15 protein-coding genes, 1 pseudogene and 1 riboswitch are annotated in these 20,685 nt (G+C 63.3%); of the genes and pseudogenes, 11 read left to right on the forward strand and 5 right to left on the reverse strand.

Annotation, left to right across the window (positions count from 1 at the left end; all coding sequences use genetic code 11):
* Positions 1-42 precede the first annotated feature (42 nt).
* Entirely contained in the window at positions 43-924 is an 882-nt protein-coding gene (locus tag RPF88_RS10100; protein WP_013531939.1) for a DMT family transporter, read from the forward strand.
* Positions 925-936: 12 nt separating this feature from the next.
* On the opposite strand, the gene RPF88_RS10105 is transcribed toward RPF88_RS10100, so the two are convergent.
* The 3 genes and pseudogenes from RPF88_RS10105 to RPF88_RS10115 all read right to left on the reverse strand — a co-directional run bounded on the left by RPF88_RS10105 (position 937) and on the right by RPF88_RS10115 (position 7,454).
* Positions 937-1,740, reverse strand: coding sequence for a potassium channel family protein (locus RPF88_RS10105; protein WP_063167892.1), 804 nt, complete (start codon positions 1,738-1,740; stop codon positions 937-939).
* Positions 1,741-1,807: 67 nt separating this feature from the next.
* Positions 1,808-5,335 carry a DNA polymerase III subunit alpha gene (gene dnaE, locus RPF88_RS10110; protein WP_337122302.1) on the reverse strand — a complete coding sequence of 1,176 codons (3,528 nt, stop codon included), beginning with the start codon at positions 5,333-5,335 and terminating at the stop codon, positions 1,808-1,810.
* 107 nt (positions 5,336-5,442) lie between these two features.
* A pseudogene (locus RPF88_RS10115) lies at positions 5,443-7,454 on the reverse strand (acetyl-CoA carboxylase biotin carboxylase subunit).
* Between the two features lie 197 nt (positions 7,455-7,651).
* Here RPF88_RS10115 and RPF88_RS10120 point away from each other — a divergent pair.
* From RPF88_RS10120 to RPF88_RS10140, 5 genes are all read left to right on the forward strand, one after another.
* The gene (locus tag RPF88_RS10120; protein WP_063172038.1) at positions 7,652-8,779 is read left to right on the forward strand and encodes an S-(hydroxymethyl)glutathione dehydrogenase/class III alcohol dehydrogenase; all 1,128 of its coding nucleotides are present in this window, start codon (positions 7,652-7,654) and stop codon (positions 8,777-8,779) included.
* Positions 8,780-8,848: 69 nt separating this feature from the next.
* A complete protein-coding gene (locus tag RPF88_RS10125; protein WP_024505334.1) occupies positions 8,849-9,319 on the forward strand; it encodes a YaiI/YqxD family protein in 471 nt (156 codons plus the stop codon).
* Positions 9,320-9,342: 23 nt separating this feature from the next.
* Positions 9,343-10,020, forward strand: coding sequence for a DUF1345 domain-containing protein (locus tag RPF88_RS10130; protein WP_337122303.1), 678 nt, complete (start codon positions 9,343-9,345; stop codon positions 10,018-10,020).
* A gap of 97 nt (positions 10,021-10,117) precedes the next feature.
* Positions 10,118-10,999: a cytochrome b/b6 domain-containing protein gene (locus RPF88_RS10135; protein WP_337122304.1), complete on the forward strand. Its 882-nt coding sequence runs from the start codon at positions 10,118-10,120 to the stop codon at positions 10,997-10,999.
* Between the two features lies 1 nt (position 11,000).
* Positions 11,001-11,792: a molybdopterin-binding protein gene (locus RPF88_RS10140; protein WP_337122306.1), complete on the forward strand. Its 792-nt coding sequence runs from the start codon at positions 11,001-11,003 to the stop codon at positions 11,790-11,792.
* 31 nt (positions 11,793-11,823) lie between these two features.
* On the opposite strand, the gene RPF88_RS10145 is transcribed toward RPF88_RS10140, so the two are convergent.
* Positions 11,824-12,621 carry a maleate cis-trans isomerase family protein gene (locus RPF88_RS10145; protein WP_337122307.1) on the reverse strand — a complete coding sequence of 266 codons (798 nt, stop codon included), beginning with the start codon at positions 12,619-12,621 and terminating at the stop codon, positions 11,824-11,826.
* A 224-nt stretch (positions 12,622-12,845) separates the two neighbouring features.
* On the opposite strand from RPF88_RS10145, the gene RPF88_RS10150 reads away from it, so the two are divergent.
* Positions 12,846-14,126: a D-amino acid dehydrogenase gene (locus tag RPF88_RS10150; protein WP_337122308.1), complete on the forward strand. Its 1,281-nt coding sequence runs from the start codon at positions 12,846-12,848 to the stop codon at positions 14,124-14,126.
* An 8-nt stretch (positions 14,127-14,134) separates the two neighbouring features.
* On the forward strand, positions 14,135-14,863 hold the full coding sequence (locus RPF88_RS10155; protein WP_337122309.1) for a GntR family transcriptional regulator: 729 nt from the start codon (positions 14,135-14,137) through the stop codon (positions 14,861-14,863).
* 37 nt (positions 14,864-14,900) lie between these two features.
* Here the strand turns inward: RPF88_RS10155 and RPF88_RS10160 are convergent, their stop codons facing one another.
* Positions 14,901-15,902, reverse strand: a complete 1,002-nt coding sequence (locus RPF88_RS10160; protein WP_063167889.1) for a hypothetical protein — start codon at positions 15,900-15,902, stop codon at positions 14,901-14,903.
* Positions 15,903-16,146: 244 nt separating this feature from the next.
* Positions 16,147-16,233, forward strand: a riboswitch (glycine riboswitch).
* Positions 16,234-16,382: 149 nt separating this feature from the next.
* Between RPF88_RS10160 and gcvT the strand changes: the two genes are divergently transcribed.
* Genes gcvT through gcvP form a run of 3 tightly spaced genes read left to right on the forward strand, consistent with a single transcriptional unit; the run spans position 16,383 to position 20,685 of the window.
* A complete protein-coding gene (gcvT, locus tag RPF88_RS10165; protein ID WP_337122310.1) occupies positions 16,383-17,483 on the forward strand; it encodes a glycine cleavage system aminomethyltransferase GcvT in 1,101 nt (366 codons plus the stop codon).
* Between the two features lie 5 nt (positions 17,484-17,488).
* A complete protein-coding gene (gcvH, locus tag RPF88_RS10170; RefSeq protein WP_027162564.1) occupies positions 17,489-17,857 on the forward strand; it encodes a glycine cleavage system protein GcvH in 369 nt (122 codons plus the stop codon).
* A 17-nt stretch (positions 17,858-17,874) separates the two neighbouring features.
* A complete protein-coding gene (gene gcvP / locus RPF88_RS10175) occupies positions 17,875-20,685 on the forward strand; it encodes an aminomethyl-transferring glycine dehydrogenase (protein ID WP_337122311.1) in 2,811 nt (936 codons plus the stop codon).

The raw sequence follows: 20,685 nt of genomic DNA on the forward strand, positions 1-20,685 counted from the left end.
CTAGCGGTTGCAGCAGAGGTGCTGGCCTGCGACATAGCGCGAATGGCACCCACCCCCTCGATCCCCAAGGCCGCGTTCTGGATGGCGCTGTCTATCGCCTCGTTCCTTGGCATGACGGTCGCCGGCCGGGCCACGACAGCGGAGCTCAACGTCTTCCAAGTGCTGGAGTTGCGCTCCGTGATCGGCTTCTTCATCCTGCTGCCGCTGGTGATGATGAGTGGCGGCTTTCAAGCCATGCGCACGCAGCGCCCGGTTGCCCATATCGCCCGCAACGTCATCCATTACACGGGCCAGGCGGCATGGCTCTACGCCCTCACCTTGATTCCGCTGGCCGTGTTGATCTCGATCGAATTCACCACTCCGATCTGGACAGCTATCCTGGCGGTGATCTTTCTGGGCGAAAGGCTGAACCGGCCCAAGTTGGCAGCGATCGCGCTGGGGCTGATCGGCGTGGTGATCATCGTGCGCCCCGGTGTCGGCTCGGTCGATCCTGGACATCTCGTCGTGCTGGGCGCCGCGGCCTGCTTCGGCATCTCGGTGGTCACCGTCAAGTCGCTGACCCGGACGGACAGCGTCGTACGCATCATCTGCTGGATGCTGATTGTCCAGTCGGTGGTCGGTCTCATCCCGGCGCTCTATACGTGGCGCAACCCGCCACTGGAGCTATGGCCATGGATCGTGCTGATCGCCTTCACCGGCATGTCGTCGCATTTCTGCATGGCCCGCGCGCTTGGCTATGCCGACGCGACCATCGTCTCGCCGATGGATTTTCTACGCGTGCCGCTATCGGCACTGATCGGCTGGCTGCTCTATAGCGAGCAGATCGACGCCTTCACCGCCGGCGGCGCGCTGCTGATCCTGATGGGCAATCTGCTCAATCTGCAGCGCAGGCAGATAAAGCCGGCCGAAGTGGCGGCGTCGTAGTCCCGCCGGCCGTCAGTTCCCTTCGTCGGGTATGTTGAGAAGATGGCCGCAGGCCTTGCAATGCACGGCGTCCGGCTCGTGCCGCCGCAAGCCGCACTGCGGACAGGGAAACAACACCTTGGCTGGCCGGAAGATCGCCTGAGCCAGTCTGACAAACAGCGATATGCCGATGATCATGGTGACGATTGCCGTCAGCTTGCCGGCCATGCCCGGCAGCACGATGTCGCCGAAGCCGGTCGTCGTCACCGTGGCGACAGTGAAATAAAGCGCGTCGATATAGTTTTCCAGGCCGGCGCCAGTGCGAAAGAAGAACGTGTAGACGAAGCCGGTGATGACGAACAGGAAGGTCAAAAGGTTGATGACCGCGTGGCTGGCCTCTCGCCACGGCCGCAGTCCTCGCATCTCGAAATGCCGCCAGAGCGAACCGCTGCGCGACAGGGACCACAGCCGCAGGATGCGCAGGAAGGCGAGATTGGCGAACGCCGTTGGCATCAGCAGCGTCAAGAGGATGAAGACATCGACCCACGAGGTCGGCTGCTTCATCAGCCGCAGCATGTTCTTGGAGGCAAGCAGGCGGGCAGCGAGGTCCGCGGCAACCAGCGCGGCCGCCGAATAGTCGAGCCAGAGGAAGGACGGCTTGTCCTGGAGAACCGGCGTCGCGATGAAGAAGGCGATGATGGCGAGGTCGATGACGACGGCCACCAGTTGGAACCGGAAAGCGGCCGGCGTGCGCCCATGATAAAGCCTGCGCAGCCGGTCACGCAGCCGCGCCAAGGCCGAAACCGCCTGCGACCCATTCCTCTGCGCCGGCTTCATGCTGACTGCGCCGGCGTTGGCGGCAGCGACCGCCCGGCTGATTGCCGCGCGCCGAAACGAGCGGGGGTCACACCAATTCCACTTCGACCACGCCCGGCACCGCGCGCATCGCCGAGGCGATCTGCGGCGAGATACGGTAGCGGTTCGGCAGCTCTATCTCGATTTCACCCTCGCCTTCTTCCTTGATCAGCACGAAACTGACCTGGCCTTCGCCCCTGACGGTCAGTTGGCCGGCCAGCGTGTTGATCGGCGTGGCGTTGCGCACGAAGATACGCAGCGCCTTCTGGATGCGACTTGCCTCATCCTCCAGCGACTGCACCGAGTTGATGCGCAGATTGACGCCTTCCGGCCTGTCCTCGGCCGCAACGGTGATGACGACGGAGCGGCCGGCCTCGAGCAGGTCGCGATACTGTGCCAGTCCTTCCGAAAACAGCACGGCTTCGTACTGGCCTGACGTATCCGAAAAGGCGATGACGCCCATCTTGTTGCCGGTGCGCGTCTTGCGTTCCTGCTTGGATGTCACCGTGCCGGCCAGGCGTCCGGCGGCGGCACCGCGTTTGACGGCCGCCGAGAACTCGGCCCACGTTTGCACCCGCATCTTCTGCAGGGCCGCCTTGTACTCGTCGAGCGGGTGGGCCGAGAGGTAAAAGCCGACCACCTGGAATTCACGGTGCAGCCGGTCGGCGGCGAGCCACGGCTCTGTCGCCGGCAGATTGAGTGCCTGCGACTGGGCGCCGAGCGAGGCGCCGAAGATGTCGTGCTGTCCGGAAACCGCGTTCTGCTGCGCCAGCGACGCCAGCCCCATCATGCGCTCCACGCCCGCCATCATCGACGCGCGGTCGTGGCCGAAGCAGTCGAGCGCGCCGGCCATGATCAGGCTTTCGAAGACGCGCTTGCCGACGATCTTGGGATCGACCCGCTCGCAGAAATCGGCGAGGTTCTTGAACGGCTTTTCGCCACGCTGGGCAACGATGTGCTCGACCGCCGCGTCGCCGACGCCCTTGAGCGCTGCCAGCGAATAGTAGATGCGGTTCTCGCCGACCTCGAAGGGGCGAAAGCTCGATGTCACCGACGGCGCGAGAACCTCGATGCCGAGGCGCAGCGCGTCCTGGCGGAAATCGGCGAGCTTGTCGGTGTTGCCCATGTCGAGCGTCATCGACGCCGCCAGGAACTCGACCGGATAATGCGCCTTGAGATAGGCGGTCTGGTATGAAACCACCGCATAGGCGGCGGCGTGCGATTTGTTGAAACCATAGTCGGCGAACTTGGCCAGCAGGTCGAAAATGAAGTCGGCTTGCGGCTTGCCGACGCCACGCTCGACCGCGCCGGAGACGAAGCGCTCGCGCTGCTTGTCCATCTCGGCGCGAATCTTCTTGCCCATGGCGCGGCGCAGCAGATCGGCTTCGCCGAGCGAGTAGCCCGACAGCTCCTGCGCGATCTGCATCACCTGTTCCTGGTAGACGATGACGCCTTGCGTCTCCTTCACCAGATGGTCGATCTTGGGATGGATCGAGGCCATCTCCTCCTCGCCATGCTTGCGGGCGTTATAAGTCGGGATGTTTTCCATCGGGCCGGGTCGATACAGTGCGACCAGCGCGATGATGTCCTCGATGCAGTCGGGCCGCATGCCGATCAGCGCCTTGCGCATGCCGGCACTTTCCACCTGGAACACGCCGACCACTTCGCCGCGCGACAGCATGGCGTAGGTCTCGGGATCGTCGAGCGGGATGGTTGCCAGGTCGATCTCGATGCCGCGCCGGCGGATCAGCTTCACCGCCGTCTCCAGCACGGTCAGCGTCTTCAGGCCGAGGAAATCGAACTTCACCAACCCGGCCTGCTCGACATATTTCATGTTGAACTGGGTGACGGGCATGTCCGAGCGCGGATCGCGGTACATCGGCACCAGCTCCGAGAGCGGCCGGTCGCCGATGACGATGCCGGCGGCGTGCGTCGAGGCATGGCGGTAGAGGCCTTCCAGCTTCTGCGCCATGTCGAGCAGCGTCTGGACGATCGGCTCCCTCTCGGCCTCTTCGGCAAAGCGCGGCTCGTTGGCGATGGCGTCGGCGAGCTTGACGGGATTGGCCGGGTTCTGCGGCACCATCTTGGAGAGCTTGTCGACCTGGCCATAGGGCATTTGCAGGACGCGGCCGACGTCGCGCAGCACGGCGCGCGCCTGCAGCGTACCGAAGGTGATGATCTGGCCGACCTGGTCGCGGCCGTATTTCTGCTGGACGTAGCGGATGACCTCCTCGCGCCGATCCTGACAGAAGTCGATGTCGAAGTCGGGCATCGACACGCGGTCGGGATTGAGAAAGCGCTCGAACAGCAGCGAGAAGCGCAGCGGATCAATGTCGGTGATGGTGGTCGAATAGGCGACCAGCGAGCCTGCGCCCGAACCGCGGCCAGGCCCGACCGGAATGCCTTGCGCCTTGGCCCATTTGATGAAGTCGGCAACGATCAGGAAGTAGCCGGGAAACTTCATCTTGGTGATAATGCCAAGCTCGAAGTTCAACCGCTCGCGGTATTGCTCGACCGTATAGCCCGCGGTCGGGCCATGCATGGCAAGGCGCGCGTCGAGCCCCTCATGGGCCTGGCGGGCCAGTTCGTCGGCTTCCGCCTGCACGGCGGCGTCATTGTCGGCGACATCGCCGCCGGTGAAGCGCGGCAGGATCGGATTGCGGTTCTTCGGGTAATAGGAGCAGCGCAGCGCGATCTCGACAGTGTTGTCGATCGCCTCCGGCAGGTCGGCAAAGAGCCTTGCCATATCGGCCTGGCTGCGCAGGAAATTGTCGGGCGACAGCCGGCGACGGTTGTCGGCGGCGACGACCGATCCCTCGGCAATGGCAATCAGCGCGTCATGTGCGTCATAGTCGTCGCGAGAGGAAAAGAACGCCTCGTTGGTGGCGACCAGCGGCAGTTCATGGGCATAGGCCAGATCGATCGAGGATTTTTCGATCAGGCGATCGTAGCCGGAAACCCGGTCAAGCTCGACATAGAGCCGGTCGCCGAACATCTCCTTGAGAGTCAAAAGCCGGGCTTCGGCCAGATCGCGGCGATCTTCCTTGAGCGCGGTGCCGATCGGTCCGCGCGGTCCGCCGCTGAGGCAGATCAACCCGTCACAATAGCCTTCCATCATTTCGGTGGTCAGGTGCACGGCTTCGCCCGGCGGCGTTTCGAGGTAGACGCGGCTGACCAGCCTGACCAGATTGGAATAGCCCGCCTCGGTCGCGGCAAGCAGGACGACCGGCCGCATATCGGGACCTTGCCGTCGGCGGTCGCGCTGGCCATCGCTGTTTTCGCCGGAAAAGGCGAGCGCCGTCTGGCAGCCGATGATCGGCTGGATGCCGTCCTTCACCGCCTTCTGCGCGAATTCGAGCGCGCCGAACAGGTTGTTGGTGTCGGTGACGGCGATGGCCGGGGCTTCGTCCTTGACCGCATGAGCCACCACCTTGCCGATCTGCAAGGCGCCTTCCAGCAGCGAATAGGCCGAATGCACGCGCAAATGGACGAAGGGCCGCGCCGGGGCCTCCGGCCGCGCCGCAGCAATCGCCGCTTCTCGCTTCAAGGGATCGCGGGGGAGTTTTTCGTCGGCCATGGTGCTGCGTGAAGGTCCTTGAGTCGATGGAGATGTATTGTCCGGGACCGCGCGATGCCAGTCCAGTACAAACCACTGCTGATCACAGGCTGCCTGTCCGGCTAGCCCTAAGCAAACTCCATGATCACGGCGTCGACAGCCAGGCTGTCGCCCGGCTTGGCGTTGAGTTTGGAGACGACAAGGTCGCGTTCGGCGCGCAGCACGTTTTCCATCTTCATCGCTTCGACCACCGCCAATGTCTCGCCTGCCTTGACCTCCTGGCCTTCGGCAACGGCAATCGACACGACAAGGCCGGGCATCGGGCAAAGCAGCAGCTTCGACGTGTCCGGCGCTACCTTTTCGGGCATCAGCCTTTCCAGTTCGGCGGTGCGCGGCAGCATGGCGCGCGCGGTCACCGACATGCCTTTCCAGGCGATGCGAAAGCCATTGGCGACCGGCCTGACCTGAGCCGTAACCTTGCGCTTGCCGACCGTACCGCGCCAGACCAGATCGCCCGGCCGCCAGTCGGATGCAACGGTCAGCGCCTTGCCGCCCGCGATCGACAGATCGACTTCCATCGGAATGGAAATCATGCCCTCGATGATGGACGCCGACAGATAGTCATCATCGATCTTCACGACCCAGTCGCGCTTCAGCGCTCCCGAATGCGGCGCCAGGCGCCCGCCCAGCCGATCAAGCCGATCACGTCGCAGCAGTTCCACTGCGGTCGCGATCGACGCCAGCACCGCTTTCTCGTCGTCGTTCGACACGACCGGCGCGAAACCGTCGGGATATTCCTCCGATATGAAAGCGGTCGATATCCGCCCTTCCCGCCAACGCTGATGCTGCATCAAGGCAGCCAGGAACGGAATGTTGTGCTCGATTCCGTCGACGACGAAGCTGTCGAGCGCTTCCGACATGGCATCGATGGCTTCCAGACGCGTCGGCGCCCAGGTGCACAGCTTGGCCAGCATCGGATCGTAGAACATCGAGATTTCGGAGCCTTCGGTGACGCCGGTGTCGTTGCGGATGACGACATCGCCGAATTGTCCTTCCTCCGGCGGCCGGTAGCGCGTCAGCCGGCCGATCGAAGGCAGGAAATTGCGGTAAGGGTCTTCGGCATAGAGCCGGCTTTCCACCGCCCAGCCGTTCAGCTCGATGTCGCTTTGCTTCAGGCCAAGCTTTTCGCCGGCGGCGACGCGGATCATCTGCTCGACCAGATCGATGCCGGTGATGAGCTCCGTCACCGGGTGCTCGACCTGCAATCGTGTATTCATTTCAAGGAAATAGAAGTTCTTGTCATTGTCGACGATGAATTCGACCGTGCCGGCGCTCTGGTAGTCGACGGCCTTGGCCAGCGCCACGGACTGCTCGCCCATGGCCTTGCGTGTCGCTGCGTCCAGGAATGGCGACGGCGCCTCTTCGGCGACCTTCTGGTTGCGTCGCTGGATCGAGCATTCGCGCTCGCCGAGATAGAGCGCGTTGCCATGCGCGTCGGCCAGCACCTGGATTTCGATGTGGCGCGGATCGACGACGAATTTCTCGATGAAGAGACGATCGTCGCCGAACGAACTCTTGGCTTCCGAGCGCGCGCGGTCGAAGCCATCGCGCACTTCGGCTTCGCTCCAGGCGATGCGCATGCCCTTGCCGCCGCCGCCGGCCGAAGCCTTGATCATCACGGGATAACCGATTTCGCCGGCGATCTTTTCGGCATGATCGGCATTCTCGATGACGCCGAGCCAGCCGGGCACGGTGGAAACCTTGGCGGCGTTGGCGAACTTCTTCGATTCGATCTTGTCGCCCATCGCCTTGATCGCCTTGGGCTTCGGGCCGATGAAAATGATGCCTTCCGCTTCCAGCGCCTCACAGAAGGCCGCCCGCTCGGACAGGAATCCGTAGCGGGGTGCACGGCCTGGGCTCCCGTCTCCTTGCACGCGGCGATGATCTTTTCAGGGACGAGATAGCTCAGCGCGGCTGGCGAAGGCCCGATATGCACCGCCTCGTCGGCCATCTCGACATGCACGGCGTCGCGATCGGCATCGGAATAGACCGCGACCGTGGCAATGCCCATCTTGCGTGCCGTCTTGATGACGCGGCAGGCAATTTCGCCGCGATTGGCGATCAGGATCTTGGTGAACATGCGAAATGTCATCCCTCGGGTCGGCCGTTCCTTTTATGGCCTGTGCTTGCAGGGTCAAGCCGACCATGCAATTCACTGCCTTTCAATCGACTTGCGATTCCAATTCATCGCTGTGGCCCAGTCGGGGAGCCAGCTGCCAGTTGATCGTGTCGGCAAAACCTGAAACCTTGGAAAAAATTCGTATTGGAGGACGCCTGATGAAAACCCGCGCCGCTGTCGCTGTTGCCGCCGGAAAGCCGCTGGAGATCATGGAGGTCGACCTCGAGGGCCCGCGCGAGGGCGAAGTGCTGGTCGAGATCAAGGCGACAGGCATTTGCCACACCGACGAATTCACACTGTCGGGCGCCGATCCGGAAGGTCTGTTTCCGGCCATCCTCGGCCATGAAGGCGCCGGCGTCGTCGTCGATGTCGGCAAGGGTGTCACCTCGCTCAAGAAGGGCGACCACGTCATCCCGCTCTATACGCCCGAATGCCGCCAGTGCCCGTCCTGCCTGTCGAGAAAGACGAACCTCTGCACGGCGATCCGCGCCACGCAGGGCCAGGGCCTCATGCCCGATGGTTCATCGCGCTTCTCGATCGGCAAGGACAAGATCTTTCACTATATGGGCTGCTCGACCTTCTCCAACTTCACCGTGCTGCCCGAGATCGCACTGGCCAAGGTCAACCCCGACGCGCCCTTCGACAAGATCTGCTACATCGGCTGCGGCGTCACCACCGGCATCGGTGCCGTGATCAACACCGCCAAGGTCGAGATCGGCGCCACCGCGGTCGTCTTCGGCCTCGGCGGCATCGGCCTCAATGTCATCCAGGGCCTGAAACTTGCCGGCGCCGACATGATCATCGGCGTCGATTTGAACAACGACAAGAAGGAGTGGGGCGAGCGCTTCGGCATGACGCATTTCGTCAATCCGAAGGAGATCGACGGCGATGTCGTGCCCTACCTCGTCAACATGACCAAGCGTGGCGCCGACCAGATCGGCGGCGCCGACTACACATTCGACTGCACCGGCAGCACCAAGGTCATGCGTCAGGCGCTCGAAGCCTCGCATCGCGGCTGGGGCAAGTCGGTGGTCATCGGCGTTGCCGGCGCCGGCCAGGAGATCTCGACCAGGCCGTTCCAGCTGGTCACCGGCCGCACCTGGATGGGCACCGCCTTCGGCGGCGCGCGCGGCCGCACCGATGTGCCGAAGATCGTCGACTGGTACATGGACGGCAAGATCCAGATCGACCCGATGATCACCCACACGCTCAAGCTCGAGGACATCAACAAGGGTTTCGATCTCATGCATGAGGGCAAATCGATCAGAAGCGTCGTGGTTTACTGAGGAAGATCACAGGCCGCGGTCCAACCGGCGCGCGGCCTCCGTGGTTCACAATGGGAGGAGAAAAGAAACATGAGCGAACTCCCCGCCATTCTCGTCGATGCAGATGCCTGCCCGGTCAAGGCCGAGGTCGAAAAAGTGGCCGACCGGCATGGCGTCCTTGTCACCTACGTCTCCAATGGCGGCCTGCGGCCGTCGCGCGATCCGATGGTCCGCAATGTCGTGGTCTCCAAGGGCGCTGATGCCGCCGACGACTGGATCGTCGACAATGCACGCACCAACGACATTGTGATCACCGCCGACATTCCGCTGGCCGCCCGCGCGGTAGCGCTTGGCGCCCATGTGCTTGGGCCAACCGGACGTCCCTTCACGCCGGAAACGATCGGCATGGCGGTGGCGATGCGCGACCTGAAGCAGCATCTGCGCGAGACCGGCGAAAGCAAGGGCTACAATGCCAGCTTCGCGCCGCAAGACCGGTCGCGGTTTCTGGGCGAACTCGATCGCATCTTGCGGCGTGCCATGAAATCGGCCACACCGGATTAGCGCTATCCAGGGCTGGAACCACCATGGCCGCCGAAGCTCCGATAGACAAACCCATGCAGCGCCACATGCTGTTTGCTGTGTCTGCCTGCTTCGGCGTCTTTGCGCTTCTGGTGGCGTTGCTGCTGCACGCTCCGCTTGCCTATTCGATCGGCGCCAACGCGTTCTTTGCCGCCTATGTCATTCTCGTCGTCGCCCAGATGCCGAAGTTCACCGGCAGGTATCTGAGCAAGAATGCGCGCGCCACCGACCAGCCGGTGCTGGTCATCTTCGCCGTGACGCTTGTCGTCGTCGGCGTTGCCGTTGTCGCATTGTTCCTGCTGATCAATCAGAAGGACAGAAGCCATCCCATCGAGCTCTTGTTCGCGCTGCTGTCGATCCCGCTCGGCTGGTTCACCATCCATGCCATGGCAGCGCTCCATTATGCCCATGTCTACTGGATGGATGGCGATGCGATGGATGCCGAGACCAGGAAGAAAATCCCGGTCGGCGGACTGCTGTTTCCGGGCGACAAACGGCCGGAGGGTTGGGACTTCCTCTATTTCTCGACGGTGATCGGCATGACGGCGCAGACCGCCGACACCAACATCTCGACGACGCATATGCGTCGTGTCGTGCTTGTCCACTCGATCCTGTCGTTTTTCTTCAACACGGTCATCGTCGCCGCTGCCGTCAATCTCGCCGTCAGCCTGGGCGGTCCGTAATAAATCCGTGATCGGATGAAACATCGGTTTGGATCGCGACGTATCAGGAGGACAATGAGCGCGCAGGCCATGCCGCGAGGCCGGGAGACGAAACACGATGGAATCCGTTGCCAGAAGCCAATCCGCCGCCGATCCAGGCGCTTCGGCGTCGAACGACAAAACGCTGATTTACCGGCAGTCGCGCTGGACGCGGCTGACGCATTGGCTGTGGGCCATCTCGCTGTTCTTCATGCTGCTCTCAGGCCTGCAGATCTTCAATGCCCGTCCGCAGCTCTATATCGGCAAGCAATCGGGCTTCGATTACAACAACACCATCTTCGCCATCGGCGCCGAGAACTCCGATGCGGGTCCGCGCGGCTACACGGAGATCTTCGGCAAGCGCTTCGACACCACTGGGGTACTCGGCTGGTCGGGTCCGGCCGGCCAGGAGACGTCCCGCGCCTTCCCGTCCTGGGCGACCATCCCGTCCTACTATGATCTCGGCACCGCGCGCGTCATCCATTTCTTCTTTGCCTGGATACTCACCACGACGTTGATCGTCTGGCTGGTCGCCAGCATCGTCAACGGTCACATCCGCCGCGATCTCGCCCCACGCCTCGACGATTTGAAGCGGTTGCCGCAAGACATCGTCGACCACGCCAAGCTCAAATTCCACCACACGCGCGAATACAACACGTTGCAGAAGATGGCCTATGGCGGGGTTCTGTTCGTGCTGCTGCCGCTGATGATCATCACCGGTCTGGCGATGTCGCCAAGCATGAACTCGGTGCTGCCTTTCCTCAACGATCTGCTCGGTGGCCGGCAGACGGCACGCACCATCCATTTCACCGTCATGGTGCTGCTGGTCGCCTTCTTCGTCGTCCATATCCTGATGATCCTGGCCGCCGGCCCGATCAACGAGCTGCGCTCGATCATCACCGGCTGGTACCGCACCGATCCTCCCGCACAGGACGACAATACAGCCGAGAGGAGTGCCTGACATGGCGAAGTTTGAGATCAGCCGCCGCAAATTCCTGACCGCTGCCGGCCTTGGCGCTTCCGGTATCGTGCTGTCGGGCTGCGACGCCTTTGACAGCCAGCTAAGCGTCGGCAGCGGCCTGCGCAGTTTCCTCGAAAACGCCAATGGCCTGACCTACCGCGCACAGCGCCTGCTGGCCGGACGCGACGCGCTGGCGCCGGAATTCACCGAGGCCGATATCCGCCAGCCGCAGCGGCCGAACGGCGTCACCGCTCCCGATGACGACGTCTACAAGGGCCTGCTCGCCAACAATTTCGCCGACTGGCGTCTGGAAGTGACGGGTCTCGTCGAAAAGCCGCTGTCGCTCAGCCGCGAGCAGCTCCAGAACATGCCAAGCCGCACCCAGATCACCCGCCATGACTGCGTCGAAGGCTGGAGCTGCATAGCCAAATGGACCGGCACGCCGCTGTCGCTGGTGCTGGACCAGGCGGTGGTCAAACCGCAGGCGCGCTATGTCATGTTCCATTGCCTCGACACGATCGACCGCAGCCTGTCGGGCGACATCAAATATTACGGCACCATCGACCTCATCGATGCCCGTCACCCGCAGACGATCCTCGCCTACGGCCTGAACGGCAAGCCGCTGCCGGTCGAGAACGGCGCGCCGCTGCGGGTTCGCGTCGAGCGCCAGCTCGGCTACAAGATGCCGAAATATCTCTACAAGATCGAACTGGTCGACGGCTTTGCCGATGTCGGCGGTGGCAGGGGCGGCTATTGGGAAGACAATGGCTATGACTGGTACGGCGGGATCTGAGCTGCACACCGCAAATCCGGCGCTGAAGATGCTAGCCTAGCGAGCGGCGAAACAGCTCGCCTTTTCCGGCAATCTGCTCGCCAATGCCGCCAAGCCGCAGCATATGCCAGGCAAGTGCATGGTTGCTGGAGGTGACCGGTTTCCCCAACTCCTTCTCGACCTCCTCGATGATGCGGGCAACGCGCATGCTGGTGCAGGAAACGAACACCGCATCACAGTCGCTCGACGCACCGATTTCCAAGATGGCCTGCTTGACCGATGCCGGCGTGATGCGTGCAACGACATTGTCGTCCGCCTCGTTGAAGGAGCCCATGACCGGAATATCCATCCCCCGCGCCATCAACGATGCCCGCAGCGAATGATTGATTTTCGCCAAGTAAGGGGTGAGCAGCGCGATCCTCGAGACCCCCAGGGCCTTCAGCGCGGCGCGTGCCGCGGTCACCGGATTGGTCACCTGCACACCAGGCAGCACCTCGTGAACGCGCTCGGCAACCTTATCCTCGCCGATGACCAGCGCTCCCGACGTGCAGGCAAAGCCGATCACATCGAACTTGACGTCGGGCAAGAGTCCCACCGTTGCCGGGATTACCGCCGACATTTTCATCAGGTTTTCCGGTGTGATCTCGACATCGCTGTAGAGCCGCGCCTCGTACAGCGCGATGTCGCGCGCGGGCAGCGCATAGCGGAATTCATCCTCGATGGTCTGGTCGGTCCGCAGCACGAGCAGGCCGAGTTTGGCGCGCGTGCCGATACCGTCATCGGTCGTGAAGGGAATGTGTTCCTTGTCGAGGACAAGCGTGTCGTCGGCGCGCGTAACCGGGGCGTCCATGGTGCAGTGCCCTTCCTGATGTCCTCAATCAGAATTGTCGACAATAGAAACGGCGATATTGCCGAAACTGTCAAGGGCTCTGTGCAGATCCTGGGAACCGGTAAACGCCTCAATTTTGCGCTTGCGCGGATCGCTTGTCCGTCGCCGACCCATCCACCGTTGACAGGGATCGGCGTCTTCCTATTGAATTGTCGACAATAGGAACACAGCCCTTCGGGACAGCAATGCGCGTATTGATCTTGGGCGGCGGCGTGGTCGGGATCACCACCGCCTATCAGTTGCAAAAGGACGGCCACGCGGTCACTGTTCTCGAGCAGGCACCGCAGGTGGCCGAGGGCGCGAGCTGGGCAAATGCAGGCATGATCGCGCCCGGTCACTCCTTCGTCTGGTCATCGCCAGCCGCGCCAAAAATCCTGCTGAAGTCGCTGTTCCTGAAAGACCAGGCGCTTCGCTTCAAACTTTCCGCCGACCCGCATCTCTACAGCTGGTCGCTGCGCTTCCTCAGGGAATGCACGGCCGCCAAAGCGCGTCGCAATACCCTCCTCAAACATCGGCTTGCGGTCCATTCCCAATCGGTCCTGCAGGCGGTCGTCAGGGAGGAAGCGATCCAGTACGACAGGACCTCGGCCGGCATCCTTTACTTCCACCGCAGCCGTCAGGCGCTCGACAAGGGCGTCGCCAACATGCGCCTGCTGGAGGCCGACGGCCAGGAGATCCGCATTGTCGACGCACAGGAAATCATTGACCGCGAGCCGGCGCTGGCTTCGTCGCGCGGCAGCATTGCCGGCGGCATAATGTGTCCAACCGATGAAACCGGCGACGCCGCCAAGTTCACGCGCGCGCTGGCGGCCATCGTCGAAACGAGGGGCGGCAAGATCGGGACAAGCACGAGGATCGTCGGGATCGAACGCAGGAATGACGCGATCATCCGGGTCGTCACCGACAAGGGAGAATTTCTGGCCGACGCCTACGTTCTGTGTCTCGGCGCCGAAAGCCCGATCCTCGCCCGCAAGATCGGCCTTGGTCTGCCGATCTATCCGGTCAAAGGATATTCCCTGACCATTCCCATCGTCGACCCGGCGCTGGCTCCAAAACTCCCCGTCATCGATGAGCACAATCTCGTTGCCATCACGCCGATGGGCGATCGCATCCGCGTCACCGCCACCGCGGAATTCGCGGGCTATGATCGCAGCCACAAGCCTTCGGATTTCGCCTTCATGAAGCGCGTCACGCAGGACCTGTTCCCGCGCGGTATCGCCTATGATCGCGCCGAAATGCGGGCCTGCCTGAGACCTATGACGCCCGACAATCTGCCGATCCTCGGCCTGCGCAACATCAAGAACCTTTGGCTGAACACCGGCCACGGCCATATCGGCTGGACGATGGCGCATGGATCGGCCCGCATCGTCGCCGAACTGATCGCCGGCCGGGCTGCGCCGATCGCCCTCGACGGTATCCTTCCCACACAGGCGCGGTTCGCCGAACCAAGCGCCGCAAAGGCTTGACCGACGCCATGCTCCGACCCACCAGGCACAGCAACCAGGACGACGATGCGGCGTTGGCATCCAAGCCGATCAAGACCGGCCCGCGCGTCTATGAAGAGATCCGTCGCATGGCGATGGACTATCGCTTCAAGCCGAACGAGCGCATCAACGAAGTGGCGCTTGCCGCGAGGCTGAATGTCAGCCGCAGCCCGATCAGGGAGGCCCTCCAGCGGCTGGTCACGGAGGAACTCATCACCTTCCAGACCAATCGCGGCTTCTTTTGCCGCGGCTTCGATGTCGACGAGGTCGTCAATCTTTCCGACGTGCGGGCGGTGCTTGAGGAGCGCTCCGTCAGGCTGGCGATCCAGCGCGCGACCAACGAAGAGCTCGCCGCGCTCGTCGACTGGTGGACGCTCACCATGGCGCGCGCCGACTCGTTTTCCAGCGCCGAGCTGACCGCCAGGGACGAGGAGTTTCACATCCGCATCGCCAGTCTGTCAGGCAATCCCGAACTGGCGCGCATGCTCGAAGGCATCAACACGCGCATCCATTTCGTTCGCAAGATCGAAGTGGAGATGCACCGGCGACTGTCGACGACCTACACCGAACACAGCGAAATCGCCCGAGCCATGGTAGCCCGCGATGCCGACACGGCCGCAAGGCTCATGCATGACCACATCGACATCAGTGTCGCCGATGCCATGTCGACCGTCCGGGAAGGCCTGGCCCGGATATACGTCGACGTCGATCAGATCTGACCAGCATCCCGGATCCGATTAAGCAATCCCTGGCCGGTCAGGCAACCTTGTCGAGCAGCGGCCTGAGCGCCGGGTGAATTTCCGGCGAGGCGTGCTTGATCAGGGTCAGCAGCGCGCGTTCGTTCTCGTAAAGTGGCCTGTCGACGCCGATATGTTCGATCAGCCAGCCGGCTTCGCCGGCATCGATCGTCTCGGCACGGCGGGCCAGGGCCTCGGCCGCCCTGTTCTTGGCTTCCCATTCGGCTTCGATGTCGCCAGGAGATCGGTAGGCCTCCATGATGCCGGCAAGCCCGCCGGAGATCATGCGGCTGAAGAAGCCGCCGATTTCCGGATCGGCATGTTCGAGGAAGGCGTCATGGCGCAGCGCCACGTCGCGCGTCGGTGCTTCGTAGCCGGCCGAGCACATGACGAAATTGGCGATCGCCTTGACGAACAGCTCGTTCCAGGACGGATCGTTTTGTCCTTGAGCAGTCCGCTCGTTGATCTTGAGCAGCACCTCGGCCTCGGCGCGCGTGATGGCGATGTTGCCGTCGCCGCCATGGGCATGGAGTATCCGGCGCAAAAGCTCGACCTCCGCCTGCGCGACGAGGCCCGGAGCCAGCGCGCCGCCGAGCATCAGCGGCCCCTTGCCGTCAATGACGGCATGCGCCACCTGCTCCAGCGCATACACACAAAGCTGGGCCGGCGACGATTTCGCCTGTTCCAGCACATGCACCAGCAATTCGAGTTCGGTCCGGCTGTCGACCATGCCGTCGCGCGAGATCGTGCGGATCAGCCAGTCGGCATTGTCCTGCGAGATATAGCCCGATGGCTTTTCCTGGTGGACGATATAGTCGGTGACCGCCTCAATGAAGAAGGGCGGCCATTCCTGGCATTTGTCCTTCGCCGTGGCATCGAGCGCGAACAGCGCCTCGGCCTCGCCACGCGTCACGACGCCGTCGCCGAACACTTCATGGCGCAACATCGCCACGTCCTCCGCGGCGATGCGGCTTTTCGAGGTCAGCCCGGCCACCGGCGCGCTCATGATCAATTCGCCCATTTGTCGTCCCCGTCCGCCGTCGCCAAGCGCCGGCCCGATAGCGTCATACAAGCCAACATATCAGCAGTGTCTTGAAAAACCGGCAAACGGCGTGGTTAGTGAAGACTTGTCGCCAACGCATGTCGCCTGACAGCGTGCCGCGGTTTGAAGAACGACATGCACGCGCTTTAGATGTTGCTGACAGGTGACAAGCCGTCGCGCGCAAGCTATGGATGGCGCGTCGAGGACTCAGGGTCTTGAGTCCTACCTGTTTGCGGGAGAGAACAGCGAGAGCTGTCGCCGAAGGGGAAATCGCCCGAAATCTCTCAGGCAAAAGAACCGTAGACGGGAAAGACACTCTGGAAAGTCGGGGCTTGCCCCCGCGCCGAAGGTGTAAGCGCCGCTGACAGAGTTCCGGCTGCGCGAGTCTCTCAGGCTTCAGACAGAGGGGCACGGACTGGTCGCCATTCGCGACCGATTGCGTGCGACTCTGGAGACGACATGACGGGCGACGACACAAAACACCTTCCCCTTGAAGATATCCATATGGCCGCCGGTGCGCGCTTCGGCGCCTTTGCCGGCTGGTCGATGCCGCTGACCTATCCGGCCGGCGTCATGAAGGAACACCTTCACACCCGCGAGCAGGCCGGCCTGTTCGACATCTCGCACATGAAGCTGTTCGAGGTCAGCGGACCGGAAGCGGCGGCACTGCTCAACCGTGCTTGCCCACTGGATGCCGGCGCGCTCGAAATCTCGCAATCCAAACTGTCCTTTTCCCTCAACGAAGCAGGCGGCATCCTCGACGACCTGATCGTCACCAGGCTTGGCGATGCCAGGTTCATGGTGGTCGCCAATGCCGGCAACGCCGTAGCCGACGAAAAGCATTTGCGTGCACTTGCCGCGGATTTCGACGCCAGGATCGAGCCGCTCGACCGCGTCTTCCTGGCCATCCAGGGTCCTGAAGCCTGGGCCGCCCTTTCCCGCGCCGGCATCGAGACCGGCTCGCTGCTGTTCATGCATGGGGTCGAACCGCGCAAGAACTGGTTCATGAGCCGGTCGGGCTATACCGGCGAGGACGGGTTCGAGATCGGCTTGCCGGAGGCCGATGCACGCGACCTCGTCGCGAAGCTGCTCGGAGACGAGCGCGTGCTGTGGATCGGCCTGGCTGCGCGCGACAGCCTGCGCCTGGAGGCCGGTCTCTGCCTGCATGGCCAGGACATCACACCGGAAACCGACCCGGCCAGCGCCGCCTTGATGTGGGCAATTCCAAAGGACATCCGCGCTTCCGGCACTTTCATCGGCGCCGATGCGCTCCGCGCCGCGGTGGAACGAGGACCCGCGCAAAAGCGCGTCGGTTTGAAGCCGGAAGGCCGCCAGCCGGTGCGTGGCGGTGCCGCGCTCTTCGACGCCGACGGCAATCCGGCCGGCCATGTCACATCGGGCGGCTTCGGCCCCTCGGCCGGCCATCCGGTCGCCATGGGCTATGTCTCGACACCTCTGGCAAAGCCCGGAATTCGGGTTTTCGCCGATGTGCGCGGCACGAAAATCCCAGTCGATATCAGCTCCCTGCCCTTCACACCGCATCGCTACCGAAAAGGATGATCTCAATGGCAACGACCTATTTCACATCAGATCACGAGTGGCTCCGCGTCGAGGGCGGCATCGCCACGGTCGGCATCACTGATTACGCGCAGGAGCAGCTCGGCGACCTCGTCTTCGTCGAACTGCCGGAGACGGGAAAGAAATTGACCAAGGGCGACACCGCCGTCGTGGTCGAATCCGTCAAGGCGGCATCCGATGTCTATGCACCAGTCGACGGCGAGATCACCGAGGCCAACGGCACGCTGTCGTCGGATCCGTCACTGGTCAATTCGGCCGCAACAGGGGCCGGCTGGCTGTGGAAGATGAAGCTTGCCAACGAAAGCCAGCTCGCCGGTCTCATGGATGAGGCCGCCTACAAAGCCCATATCGGTTGATATCAGGACTTATTGAGATGACCGCAGCACCCTACCCCTTCTCGGCCCGCCATATCGGTCCCGGCCTCAACGATACCAGAGCCATGCTGGCCGCCATCGGCGTGCCCTCGATCCAGACGCTGATCAGCCAGTCCGTCCCGAAGTCGATCCGGCTCGATCGGCCGCTTGCCCTGCCGGCACCAGCGAGCGAGGCGGAAGCGCTGGCTGAGCTTTCGGCTGTCATGGCCGGGAATACGGTGCTGAAGAGCTTCATCGGCGCCGGTTATCACGGCGTCCATGTGCCGCCGGTTATCCAGCGCAATCTGTTCGAGAACCCGGCCTGGTATACGGCCTACACGCCCTATCAGGCCGAGATCAGCCAGGGCCGGCTGGAAATGCTGTTCAACTTCCAGACCCTGGTCGCCGAACTGACCGGCCTGCCGGTGGCATCGGCGTCGCTGCTGGATGAAGCAACCGCCGTGGCCGAGGCGGTCGGCATTGCACTGCACCATCACCGCGACAAGCGCACCAAAGTAGCACTTGCCGGCACGCCGCACCCGCAGACGCTGGACGTGGTGCGCACCCGCGCCGAGCCGCTCGGCATCGAGATCGATGGCGAGACGATCGACGACAACACCGCCGCCCTGCTTGTCTCCTGGCCGGATACTTTTGGTGTCTATGGCGACCACAAGGCAGCGATCGACAAGGCACACGCGACCGGCGCCCTCGTCGTCTTCATCGCCGACCCGCTCGGCCTGACGCTGACCGACGCGCCGGCCAAGCTTGGCGCCGACATCGCCGTCGGCCCGATGCAGCGCTTTGGCGTGCCGATGGGCTTTGGCGGCCCGCACGCGGCCTATTGCGCCGTCTCCGACAGGCTGACGCGGCTGATGCCTGGCCGCCTGGTCGGCCAGTCCACCGACAGCAAGGGCCGGCCCGGATACCGGCTTGCCTTGCAGACGCGTGAGCAGCATATCCGCCGCGACAAGGCGACCTCCAACATCTGCACCGCGCAGGCGCTGCTCGCCAATATGGCGACCGCCTATGCCATCTGGCACGGCCCCGCCGGGCTGCAGGCGATTGCCGGGCGCATCCACACGCTGGCCAATCGTCTTGCCGCCGGGCTCAAAGCAGCAAACATCTCCGTGCTCGGTTCAAGCCGCTTCGACACGGTGACGGCCGAGGTGAAGGGCAAGGCAGCTTCGATCGCCGCCGCCGCTGAAAAGGGCGGCAGATTGCTGCGTGCCGTGGATGCCGACCACATCGGCATCGCCTTCGACGAAACCTCCACCGAGGCCGATCTCGACGCAATCGCGGCCCTGTTCGGCGCCAAGGCTGGCGCCTCCGCCGACAGCACGGTGCCCGGCAAGCCGCGCGGCAAGGAGTTCCTGACCCAGCCTGTTTTCCACGAAAACAAGTCGGAAACCGAGATGATGCGCTTCCTGCGCCGGCTGGCCGACAAGGACCTGGCGCTCGACCGCGCCATGATCCCGCTGGGATCCTGCACCATGAAGCTCAACGCCGCCGCCGAGATGATGCCGGTGAGCTGGCCGAGCATTGCCAATCTGCACCCTTTCGCCCCGGCCGCGCACTCGGCAGGCTACCGTGCCATGATCGGTGAGCTGGCGGGCTGGCTGTCGGAGATCACCGGCTTCGACGCCGTCACGTTGCAGCCCAATGCCGGCAGCCAGGGCGAATATGCCGGACTGCTCGCCATCCGCGGCTATCACCGCTCTCGCGGCGACAACCACCGCACCGTCTGCCTGATCCCCTCCTCGGCGCATGGCACCAATCCCGCGAGCGCGGCGATGGCCGGCATGAACGTCGTCGTCGTGCGCTGCACCGAAGACGGCAACATCGACATGGACGACATGAAGGCCAAGGCGACTGAGCATGCGCAAAATCTCGCAGCGCTGATGTTCACCTATCCCTCGACGCATGGCGTGTTCGAGGAAGGCGCACGCGATCTCTGCGCGCTGATCCATGAGCATGGCGGCCAGGTCTATTTCGACGGTGCCAACCTCAACGCGCTGGTCGGGCTTGCCCGTCCCGGCGACATCGGCGCCGATGTCTGCCACATGAACCTGCACAAGACCTTCTGCATTCCGCATGGCGGCGGCGGACCCGGCATCGGGCCGATCGGCGTCAAGGCGCATTTGAAGCCGTATTTGCCCGGCCATGTCACCGAAGGCTCGGCGCACGCCGTCTCCGCCGCCCCCTTCGGCAGCGCCTCGATCCTGCCGATCACCTGGATGTATATCCGCATGATGGGCGCCTCGGGCCTGAAGCAGGCGACCGAAACAGCGATCCTTTCCGCCAACTACATCGCAACGCGGCTCGGTGCGCATTTCCCGGTGCTCTACAAGGGCAGGCAGGGACGCGTCGCGCATGAATGCATCCTCGACACCCGTGTGCTCAAGGAGAGTGCAGGCATCAGTGTCGACGATGTCGCCAAGCGGCTGATCGATTATGGTTTTCACGCGCCGACCATGTCGTTCCCGGTCGCCGGCACGCTGATGGTGGAGCCGACCGAGTCCGAGCCCAAGCGGGAAATCGACCGCTTCTGCGAGGCCATGATCGCCATATCGGCAGAGGCAGCAAAAGTCGCCAGGGGCGAATGGCCTTTGGCCGACAATCCGCTGGTCAACGCGCCGCACACCGCCGCCGAGGCGCTGGCCGGCCAGTGGAACCATCCCTACTCGCGCCTGGAAGCGGCCTATCCGGCCGGCGACGCCGACACGGCAGCCAAGTACTGGCCTCCGGTGTCACGCATCGACAATGTCGCCGGCGATCGCAACCTGGTCTGCTCGTGCCCGCCGCTGTCCGACTATCTGGGGGCCGCGGAGTAA

The organism is Mesorhizobium sp. ISC11, assembly GCF_037162595.1.
Classification (GTDB): domain Bacteria; phylum Pseudomonadota; class Alphaproteobacteria; order Rhizobiales; family Rhizobiaceae; genus Mesorhizobium; species Mesorhizobium ciceri.

What these genes read in the sequence shown, in the direction of transcription:
- RPF88_RS10100 (WP_013531939.1), top strand. Translation starts at nt 43, where the DNA reads ATGGCACCCACCCCCTCGATCCCCAAGGCCGCGTTCTGGATGGCGCTG.
- RPF88_RS10105 (WP_063167892.1), bottom strand. Translation starts at nt 1,740, where the DNA reads ATGAAGCCGGCGCAGAGGAATGGGTCGCAGGCGGTTTCGGCCTTGGCG.
- dnaE (WP_337122302.1), bottom strand. Translation starts at nt 5,335, where the DNA reads ATGGCCGACGAAAAACTCCCCCGCGATCCCTTGAAGCGAGAAGCGGCG.
- RPF88_RS10120 (WP_063172038.1), top strand. Translation starts at nt 7,652, where the DNA reads ATGAAAACCCGCGCCGCTGTCGCTGTTGCCGCCGGAAAGCCGCTGGAG.
- RPF88_RS10125 (WP_024505334.1), top strand. Translation starts at nt 8,849, where the DNA reads ATGAGCGAACTCCCCGCCATTCTCGTCGATGCAGATGCCTGCCCGGTC.
- RPF88_RS10130 (WP_337122303.1), top strand. Translation starts at nt 9,343, where the DNA reads ATGGCCGCCGAAGCTCCGATAGACAAACCCATGCAGCGCCACATGCTG.
- RPF88_RS10135 (WP_337122304.1), top strand. Translation starts at nt 10,118, where the DNA reads ATGGAATCCGTTGCCAGAAGCCAATCCGCCGCCGATCCAGGCGCTTCG.
- RPF88_RS10140 (WP_337122306.1), top strand. Translation starts at nt 11,001, where the DNA reads ATGGCGAAGTTTGAGATCAGCCGCCGCAAATTCCTGACCGCTGCCGGC.
- RPF88_RS10145 (WP_337122307.1), bottom strand. Translation starts at nt 12,621, where the DNA reads ATGGACGCCCCGGTTACGCGCGCCGACGACACGCTTGTCCTCGACAAG.
- RPF88_RS10150 (WP_337122308.1), top strand. Translation starts at nt 12,846, where the DNA reads ATGCGCGTATTGATCTTGGGCGGCGGCGTGGTCGGGATCACCACCGCC.
- RPF88_RS10155 (WP_337122309.1), top strand. Translation starts at nt 14,135, where the DNA reads ATGCTCCGACCCACCAGGCACAGCAACCAGGACGACGATGCGGCGTTG.
- RPF88_RS10160 (WP_063167889.1), bottom strand. Translation starts at nt 15,902, where the DNA reads ATGGGCGAATTGATCATGAGCGCGCCGGTGGCCGGGCTGACCTCGAAA.
- gcvT (WP_337122310.1), top strand. Translation starts at nt 16,383, where the DNA reads ATGACGGGCGACGACACAAAACACCTTCCCCTTGAAGATATCCATATG.
- gcvH (WP_027162564.1), top strand. Translation starts at nt 17,489, where the DNA reads ATGGCAACGACCTATTTCACATCAGATCACGAGTGGCTCCGCGTCGAG.
- gcvP (WP_337122311.1), top strand. Translation starts at nt 17,875, where the DNA reads ATGACCGCAGCACCCTACCCCTTCTCGGCCCGCCATATCGGTCCCGGC.